Raw genomic sequence first — 8,419 nt, 5'->3', positions numbered from 1 at the left:
CGGCCGGCCATCTTGTCGCCCGGCTGCAGCTTGCGCTTCACCGCGACGAACACCTTGACCATCTTCAGCACGCCCGGAGCCAGCTCGTCGCCGCGCTCCAGCTTTTCCTTGCGGTCCTCGAACTTCGCGTTGATGGCCTTGACGCTCTCGTCGTACTGGCTCTTCACCGCTTCAAGCTGCTGCTGGCGATTGTCGTCGGCCACCGCGAACTTGAACCATTCGAAACGCTCGATCTCGTCGAGCATCTCGTCGGTGATCTCCACGCCCTTCTTGACGCCCTTGGGCGCCGCCGAAGCCGTCTGACCGACTAGCATGTCGCGCAGGCGGTTGTAGGTCGCACGGTTGAGGATCGCACGCTCGTCCTCGCGGTCCTTGGCGAGGCGTTCGATTTCCTCGTTCTGGATGGCGCGGGTACGGTCGTCCACCTCGATGCCGTGGCGGTTGAACACGCGCACGTCGACGATGGTGCCCGACACGCCCGGCGGCAGGCGGAGCGAGGTGTCGCGCACATCGCTGGCCTTTTCGCCGAAGATGGCGCGCAGCAGTTTTTCTTCCGGCGTCATCGGGCTTTCACCCTTGGGCGTGATCTTGCCGACAAGGATGTCGCCCGGATGCACTTCGGCGCCGATATAGACGATGCCCGCCTCGTCAAGGTTGCGAAGCGCTTCCTCGCCCACGTTCGGGATGTCGCGGGTGATGTCCTCGGGGCCCAGCTTGGTGTCGCGGGCCATCACCTCGAACTCGTCGATATGGATCGAGGTGAACACGTCGTCCTTCACGATGCGTTCGCTGATCAGGATCGAGTCCTCGTAGTTGTAGCCGTTCCACGGCATGAACGCGACGAGGCTGTTGCGGCCCAGCGCCAGCTCACCCAGATCGGTCGAGGGACCGTCGGCGATGATGTCGCCGGCCTCGATCACCTCACCCACCTTCACCAGCGGACGCTGGTTGATGCAGGTGCTCTGGTTCGAACGCTCGAACTTCTGCAGGCGGTAGATGTCGACGCCCGACTGGCCGGCCTCGACGTCGCCCTGCGCGCGGATCACGATACGGGTCGCGTCGACCTGATCGACGATGCCGCCGCGCTTGGCGCTGATCGCGGCGCCCGAATCGCGCGCCACGGTCTCTTCCATGCCGGTGCCGACGAAAGGCGCTTCGGCCTTCACCAGCGGCACGGCCTGACGCTGCATGTTCGATCCCATTAGCGCGCGGTTGGCGTCGTCGTTCTCAAGAAACGGGATCAGCGATGCCGCGACCGACACGAGCTGCTTGGGCGAAACGTCCATCAGCGTAACCTGCTCGGACGGACTCATCACGAACTCGCCGTTCTGGCGGGCCGAGACGAGATCCTCGATGAACTGGCCGTCGCCGTCGATCTCGGCCGAAGCCTGCGCGACGGTGTTCTTCTGCTCTTCCATCGCCGACAGGTACTGGACGTCGCCGGTCACCTTGCCGTCGATGACCTTGCGGTACGGCGTCTCGATGAAGCCGTACTTGTTGACGCGCGCAAAGGTCGACAGCGAGTTGATCAGGCCGATGTTCGGGCCTTCGGGCGTCTCGATCGGGCAGATGCGGCCATAGTGGGTCGGGTGAACGTCGCGGACTTCGAAGCCGGCACGCTCACGGGTCAGACCGCCGGGCCCGAGCGCCGACACGCGGCGCTTGTGCGTCACTTCCGACAGCGGGTTGGTCTGGTCCATGAACTGCGACAGTTGCGAGGAACCGAAGAACTCGCGCACCGCGGCCACGGCGGGCTTGGCGTTGATGAGGTCGTTCGGCATCACGGTCGACACGTCGACCGACGACATGCGCTCCTTCACCGCACGTTCCATGCGCAGCAGGCCGACGCGGTACTGGTTCTCCAGCAGCTCGCCCACCGAACGCACGCGGCGGTTGGCGAGGTTGTCAATGTCGTCGACTTCGCCCTTGCCATCCTTCAGGTCGACCAGCTCCTTGACGACGGCAAGGATGTCCTCGCGCCGCAGGGTGGTGATCGTGTCCTCGGCGTCGAGGCCAAGGCGCATGTTCAGCTTCACGCGGCCCACGGCCGACAAATCATAGCGTTCGCCGTCGAAGAACAGGCCTTCGAACAGGGCTTCGGCAGTTTCCTTCGTCGGCGGCTCGCCGGGGCGCATCACCTTGTAGATGGCCTCAAGGCCCATCTCGCGGTTCTCGGCCTTGTCGGCCTGCATGGTGTTGCGGATCCACGGGCCGGTGTTGACGTGGTCGACGTCCAGCAGTTCCAGGCGGTCGACGCCGGCATTGTCCAGCGCTTCCAGGTTCTCAGGGGAAACCTCGTCGCCCGCCTCGATCCAGATGCGGCCGGTCGATTCGTCGATCATGTCCTTGGCGGCATAGCGGCCAAAGATTTCCTCGGTCGGTATCAGCAGGTCGGTCAGGCCGTCCTTCTGCGCCTTGTTGGCGGCGCGGGGGCTGATCTTGGTGCCGGCGGGGAACACGACTTCGCCCGAATTCGCATCGACGATGTCGAACGCGGGCTTCTGGCCGCGCCATGCCTCGGGCGTGAACGGGATCTTCCACCCGCCCTCGCCGCGCTGCCACACGACCATGTTGTAGAAATGCTCGAGGATTTCCTCGCTATCGAGGCCCAGCGCATAGAGCAGCGCCGTGACCGGCAGCTTGCGCTTGCGGTCGATGCGGACGTTGACGATGTCTTTGGCGTCGAATTCGAAATCCAGCCACGAACCGCGATACGGAATCACGCGCGCGGCGAACAGATACTTGCCGCTGGAGTGCGTCTTGCCGCGGTCGTGGTCGAACAGCACGCCGGGCGATCGGTGCATCTGCGAGACGATCACGCGCTCGGTGCCGTTGACGATGAAGGTGCCGTTCGAGGTCATGAGCGGCATGTCGCCCATGTACACGTCCTGCTCCTTGATATCGAGCACGGAGCGGGCTTCGGTGTCGGGATCGATCTCGAACACGATCAGGCGCAGCGTCACCTTCATCGGGGCCGCATAGGTGATGCCGCGCTGGCGGCATTCGGTCGTGTCGTACTTGGGCTCTTCCAGCTCGTAGTGGACGAAGTCCAGCTCGCTGGTGCCGGCGAAGTCGCGGATCGGGAACACCGAACGCAGCGTCTTTTCAAGGCCCGAGACATAGCCGGTCGCCGGATCGGAACGCAGGAACTGCTCGTAGCTTTCGCGCTGAACCTCGATCAGGTTCGGCATCTGGACCACTTCGTGGATGTCGCCGAAGATCTTGCGGATGCGCTTCTTCTTCGTGCCCACGGGGCGGGGTGCGGTGTCGTCGAGCTGGGTAGCCATAAGAGAGAGGGCCTCTTTCGCCTTTGGGGTTCGTCTCGGGTCGGGGCGTCCGCCACGGCCGATTCGCTGGGTGCGATTCGCCGCCGCATGGCCGCCCGTAAATCTCGTGCACGAAGGTGATCCAGAAACGACGAAAGGCCGCCAGACACACGATGTCCCGCCCAAATCGGCGAGTCGTGGCCTGCAGCCGCCGCGTCGTTTGCTGATGTCCCGCTTCCTTCCCGGATGGCCTTACGCGCAAAGGCCGTCTTGCTCGAAGCTGTCGGACGGCCCCGCATATAGGAGCCCGCCCCCGCGCTGTCAAAGGGTTGGCACGGCGCGATTCCTGCAACTGCGCGCAAATGGTGGCGATGGCGCGGCAGTTTTCCGCAAAACAATCAGGCTATTATCGTTTTTCAATATTTATCGATTGACGATATGCAGCGCTTTGAATATATCGATTTGCAATAAGTCCTTTCATGGAGATCGATAAATGCAACACCCCGCTCAGAACATGCTTTCCGCCATTGCGGCCTTTTTCATCGTCATCGCCAGCATATCGGCGGTGGTCGCCGTGCCCGCGCCGTCCGCCCAAGCCGCCTCGATCGCCGCCCCGGCACTGGCCTGAGGAGAAGACCATGAGCGTGCTGCTCCGCGATCCGCTGCTGACAGCCCTTCGCGCCATCATCTGGTTTGCGATCGGCGTGCTGTGTCTTGCCGCCTCCGGCCTGATCGTCGGCTCGCCCTTCGTGGTCATATTCCAGAGCGATATCGCCGCCGAGTTGCTCAAGGAAGGCAAGACGGCCCCGCCCGGCTTCTTCGCCGCACTGGTCTTCCTTCTGCTGGGGATCGCTGCCATCGTGATCATGGGCATCTATTTCTTCTGGAATCTGCTGGCGATCACCGACACCGTGCGCGACGGCGATCCGTTCATTCCCGAAAACGCCAGACGCCTGACCCGGATGGGCTGGTTTGTCGTCGCGATCTATGTCGGGGGCTTTATCGTGGCGATACCGGGCGCATGGGTCGCCAGCATCGCCGCCGACGCGGGCGACGCCAATTTCGAGGTCGGCGGCGACGGCAGCGGCATCATCCTCGTGCTCGTCCTTTTCGTTCTCGCCCGCGTGTTCCGCAAGGGGACCGAGATGCGCGAAGAGCTGGAAGGAACCGTCTGATGCCTCCCAAATCCGACAAGGCCAAGTCCGAGAACAGCGAGGAAGGTACCCGCATCGTGGTAAAACTCGACGACCTGCTCTACGAGCGCCGCATGACCCTGACCGAACTAGCCGAGCGCGTGGGGCTGACGCTGGCCAATCTGTCGATCCTCAAGACCGGCAAGGCCAAGGCGATCCGCTTCTCCACGCTCGAGGCGATCTGCCGCGAACTGGACTGCCAGCCGGGCGACCTGCTGGGGTACGAGCCGGGCTAGAAAACCGGCTTTCGCCAGCTTTCGGTTGACTCCTGCGCCCGAAACGGTAGAGGCCCGCCACTGACCGGCGGGCCTTGGCCTGCCTGTCATCCGTCCGAGACAGTTGGTGACCGGAATATGCCGGTCTTAATCTCCAGCCTAGACGGGGAAACGAGATTACGCGGCCCGCCCCGCCACAACCGGGGCATGCGCCGCAAACCGCGTTGTTTCAACGCACTCCTTCCCTGATCGACGGACTCGACCGCGCTTGCCGCCGCAAGGAGGCATGCGTGGACACAATGAGCCGATCGCCTGCCTGCAAAGCGGGCGATCATACGTGAAGGAGTAAGCATGGATCGTTCGCAGAAAGCCGAATCGGTCGCACAGCTGAACGCCGTCTTCCAAGAGGTGGGCGTGGTGGTCGTCACCCGCAACCTCGGCCTTTCGGTCGCCCAGTCGACCGATCTGCGTCAGAAGATGCGTGACGCCGGTGCGTCCTACAAGGTCGCGAAGAACCGTCTTGCCATGCGGGCCCTCGAAGACACCCCTTATACGGGTCTCGAAGAGTACCTCACCGGCCCCACCGCGATCGCGACTTCGGTCGATCCGGTGGCCGCCGCGAAGGTGACCGTCGATTTCGCCAAGAGCACGGACAAGCTCGAAATCGTCGGCGGTTCCATGGGTGGTCAGCTGCTCGACGCCGAAGGGGTCAAGGCACTCGCCTCGATGCCCTCGCTCGACGAGCTGCGTGCCAAGCTGGTGGGGCTCGTCAATGCCCCGGCGACCAAGATCGCCCAGCTGTCGACGGCTCCCGCAGCCAAGCTGGCCCGCGTGTTCGGCGCCTATGCAGCCAAGGACGCTGCCTGAGCCGAACCCGAAAGGGACAAACGTTCTTTCGATCGATTTACGGGCCGCCTGACGTCAGGCCGCCCGACACGAAATGGAGTGAATTGAAATGGCCGATATCCAGAAGATTGTTGAAGAGCTGTCGCAGCTAACCGTTCTCGAAGCCGCTGAACTCGCAACCGCGCTTGAAGAAGCATGGGGCGTTTCGGCTGCTGCTGCCGTTGCCGTTGCGGCACCGGGCGGCGCCGGTGGCGATGCCCCGGCTGCTGAAGAGAAGGACGAGTTCGACGTCGTGCTGACCGGCGACGGCGGCAAGAAGATCCAGGTGATCAAGGAAGTCCGTGCGATCACCGGTCTGGGCCTCGCCGACGCGAAGGCTCTGGTCGAAGGCGCGCCCAAGCCCGTCAAGGAAGGCGTGAACAAGGCGGAAGCCGAAGAGATCAAGAAGAAGATCGAGGAAGCCGGCGGCACCGTCGAGCTCAAGTAAGAAAGAAAGGGTTTTTCGAAGCCCGACTTTCACAGCCTCGAAACTCTTCGAAGCTCTCTGGGGCGGCGTCCGCAAAGACGCCGCCCCAGTTTTTTGTCTGCAAGAGATTCGAGAATACCCATGTCCACCCTGCCCGATACCGCAACGCAGACCGCCCCGCCCCCCGGCGGCGCAGGCAGCGATGCGCGCCCGCTGCGCACCGAATTTGCCGCGACCGCAAGGCTGGCGATCCCGCTGGCCGCGGCGAACCTGCTGCAGATGGCGGTCTATGCCATCGACGTGATCTTCGTGGCGCAGCTGGGCACGCAGCAGCTGGCCGCGATCACGCTCGCCACATCGGTCTATGGGCTGTCGCTGTGGTGCGCGCTGGGCCTGATCGGCGCGGTCGCCCCGATGGCCGCCACTGCGCTGGGCCGCGGGCGCCATGCCTTGCGCGAAATGCGCCGCTCGTTCCGGATGGGCCTGTGGATGAGCCTTTTCGCAGGCCTGTTCATCATGATCGTCGCACTGGGCGGAGAGCCGCTGATGCACGCCACCGGGCAGGATCCGGTCGTGTCGCGCATGGCGGGCGAATATCTCTTCGTGCTGTCCTTTGCCGCGATCCCGGTGGTGGCGGCGAACGTGCTGCGCATCTTCGTGTCAACGATGGACCGCGCGGTGATCGCGACATGGATCACCGTGCTTGCGCTGCTGGTGAACACCACCGGCAACTGGATCCTGATCTTCGGCAATCTGGGCGCGCCCGCGCTCGGCCTGCGCGGCGCGGCGATCGCCAGCGTCATCACCGCGCTGGCGGTGCTGGCGGCTTATGTCGCGATCATCCAGTCCGACCGGCGGATGCGGCGGCATTACCTGTTCGGGCGTCTGTGGCGGCCCGACTGGCAGCGGCTGGGCGAGATCTGGAAGATCGGCCTGCCCATCGCGGCGATCACGCTTGCCGAAGGCGGGCTGTTCGGTGCGGCGGCGTTCCTGACGGGCGCGCTGGGCGGGTTGCAGCTGGCCGCGCATACGGTGGCGCTGCAACTGGCGGCGCTGTGCTTTCAGGTGCCCTTCGGCATCGCGCAGGCCGCGACAATTAGGGTCGGCATCCATAACGGCGCCGGATCGCGTGAAGGCGTGCATCGTGCGGGCCTTGCGGTGCTGGCGCTGACGGGCGGGATGGCGGTGATTTTCGCCGCGCTGATGTTGCTCGCCCCGCGGCTATTGCTGTCGATCTATATCGACGTAGACGATCCGGCCAATGTTCAGCTGGTCACGCTGGCCCTGTCCTTCCTGCTGATCGCGGCGGGCTTTCAGCTGTTCGACGGCGCGCAGGCGGTGCTGGCGGGCCTGCTGCGCGGGCTGGCCGATACGCGCGTGCCCTTCGTCATCGCGGTGATCGGATACTGGGTGTTCGGCTTTGCCGCCGCATGGGTGCTGGGCTTCTACACCCCGCTTGCTGGCAAGGGCGTGTGGTACGGCCTCGCGCTCGGCCTGCTGGTCACCTCGATACTGATGACATGGCGCTGGCACAGGCGCGAACGTCTCGGACTTGTCATCGACCGCGTGTAACCCAGGGGGCGGCCCAAAAGCGGGTCGCCCCTTTTTCGTCGGGCCCCGGCCTCAGGCAAAAAACGGCAAAAAAATGCACGCGCCATTCTTGACGCCTGCCCCGCGCCGGACCATATCCGCGCCGCTGGCACTCTCACCCAGAGAGTGCCAAAGCACATCCAACCCAGGCGGTACGGGGACATTTAGCAGCCCCGCCCGCCATATCAACTGGAAGAGGTCATCATCATGGCATTCCGTCCGCTGCACGACCGCGTTCTGGTCCGTCGCATCGAAGCCGAGGAAAAGACCGCCGGCGGCATCATCATCCCCGACAGCGCCAAGGAAAAGCCCAGCGAGGGCGAGATCGTGGCCGTCGGCTCCGGCGCCCGTTCCGAAAACGGCACCGTCACCCCGCTCGACGTCAAGGCCGGCGACCGCGTGCTGTTCGGCAAGTGGTCCGGCACCGAGGTCAAGGTCGACGGCGAAGACCTGCTCATCATGAAGGAAAGCGACCTGCTCGGCATCATCGCCTGAGCTTCCGGTCCTTCCTGACAATCTGAATTCCCAAGAGGAGAGAACACAATGGCTGCCAAGGACGTGAAGTTTTCGCGTGACGCACGCGAACGCATCCTGAAGGGTGTCGACACCCTCGCCAATGCCGTGAAGGTCACGCTGGGCCCCAAGGGCCGCAACGTCGTGATCGACAAGAGCTTCGGCGCACCCCGCATCACCAAGGACGGCGTCACCGTCGCCAAGGAAATCGAACTCAAGGACAAGTTCGAGAACATGGGCGCGCAGATGATCAAGGAAGTCGCATCGAAGGCGAACGACGCCGCCGGTGACGGCACCACCACCGCCACCGTGCTGGCCCAGGCCATCGTG

The 8,419-nt window shown here is 64.0% G+C and carries 9 protein-coding genes; 8 read left to right on the top strand and 1 reads right to left on the bottom strand.

Annotated elements, in window-relative coordinates; all coding sequences use genetic code 11:
• Positions 1–3,287 (bottom strand): DNA-directed RNA polymerase subunit beta (gene rpoB / locus AC4FIJ_RS16170; RefSeq protein WP_490337663.1); only part of this gene is annotated, 3,287 nt, incomplete at its 3' end.
• A gap of 472 nt (positions 3,288–3,759) precedes the next feature.
• Here rpoB and AC4FIJ_RS16165 point away from each other — a divergent pair.
• The 8 genes from AC4FIJ_RS16165 to AC4FIJ_RS16130 form a co-directional block, all read left to right on the top strand.
• Positions 3,760–3,894 (top strand): hypothetical protein, encoded by a 135-nt coding sequence (locus AC4FIJ_RS16165; protein ID WP_490337662.1) that lies wholly within the window; start codon positions 3,760–3,762, stop codon positions 3,892–3,894.
• 10 nt (positions 3,895–3,904) lie between these two features.
• Positions 3,905–4,441: a DUF2975 domain-containing protein gene (locus AC4FIJ_RS16160; protein ID WP_490337661.1), complete on the top strand. Its 537-nt coding sequence runs from the start codon at positions 3,905–3,907 to the stop codon at positions 4,439–4,441.
• Positions 4,441–4,695, top strand: coding sequence for a helix-turn-helix domain-containing protein (locus tag AC4FIJ_RS16155; RefSeq protein WP_490337660.1), 255 nt, complete (start codon positions 4,441–4,443; stop codon positions 4,693–4,695). Before AC4FIJ_RS16160 ends, AC4FIJ_RS16155 begins: the two co-directional genes overlap by 1 nt.
• A 330-nt stretch (positions 4,696–5,025) precedes the next feature.
• Complete coding sequence (gene rplJ / locus AC4FIJ_RS16150; RefSeq protein WP_490337659.1) at positions 5,026–5,541, top strand: 50S ribosomal protein L10; 516 nt, start codon at positions 5,026–5,028, stop codon at positions 5,539–5,541.
• 88 nt (positions 5,542–5,629) lie between these two features.
• Positions 5,630–6,007: a 50S ribosomal protein L7/L12 gene (gene rplL, locus AC4FIJ_RS16145; protein ID WP_490337658.1), complete on the top strand. Its 378-nt coding sequence runs from the start codon at positions 5,630–5,632 to the stop codon at positions 6,005–6,007.
• 120 nt (positions 6,008–6,127) lie between these two features.
• Positions 6,128–7,558, top strand: a complete 1,431-nt coding sequence (locus AC4FIJ_RS16140) for an MATE family efflux transporter (protein WP_490337657.1) — start codon at positions 6,128–6,130, stop codon at positions 7,556–7,558.
• Positions 7,559–7,783: 225 nt separating this feature from the next.
• Positions 7,784–8,071 (top strand): co-chaperone GroES, encoded by a 288-nt coding sequence (gene groES / locus AC4FIJ_RS16135; RefSeq protein ID WP_490337656.1) that lies wholly within the window; start codon positions 7,784–7,786, stop codon positions 8,069–8,071.
• Positions 8,072–8,119: 48 nt separating this feature from the next.
• On the top strand, positions 8,120–8,419 hold a 300-nt coding region (locus tag AC4FIJ_RS16130; RefSeq protein WP_490337655.1), incomplete at its 3' end, for a TCP-1/cpn60 chaperonin family protein.

Source organism: Croceicoccus sp., from assembly GCF_983967925.1.
The sequence above is the reverse complement of the archived record's forward strand: the minus strand, read 5'-3'. Positions and strand labels throughout refer to the sequence as shown.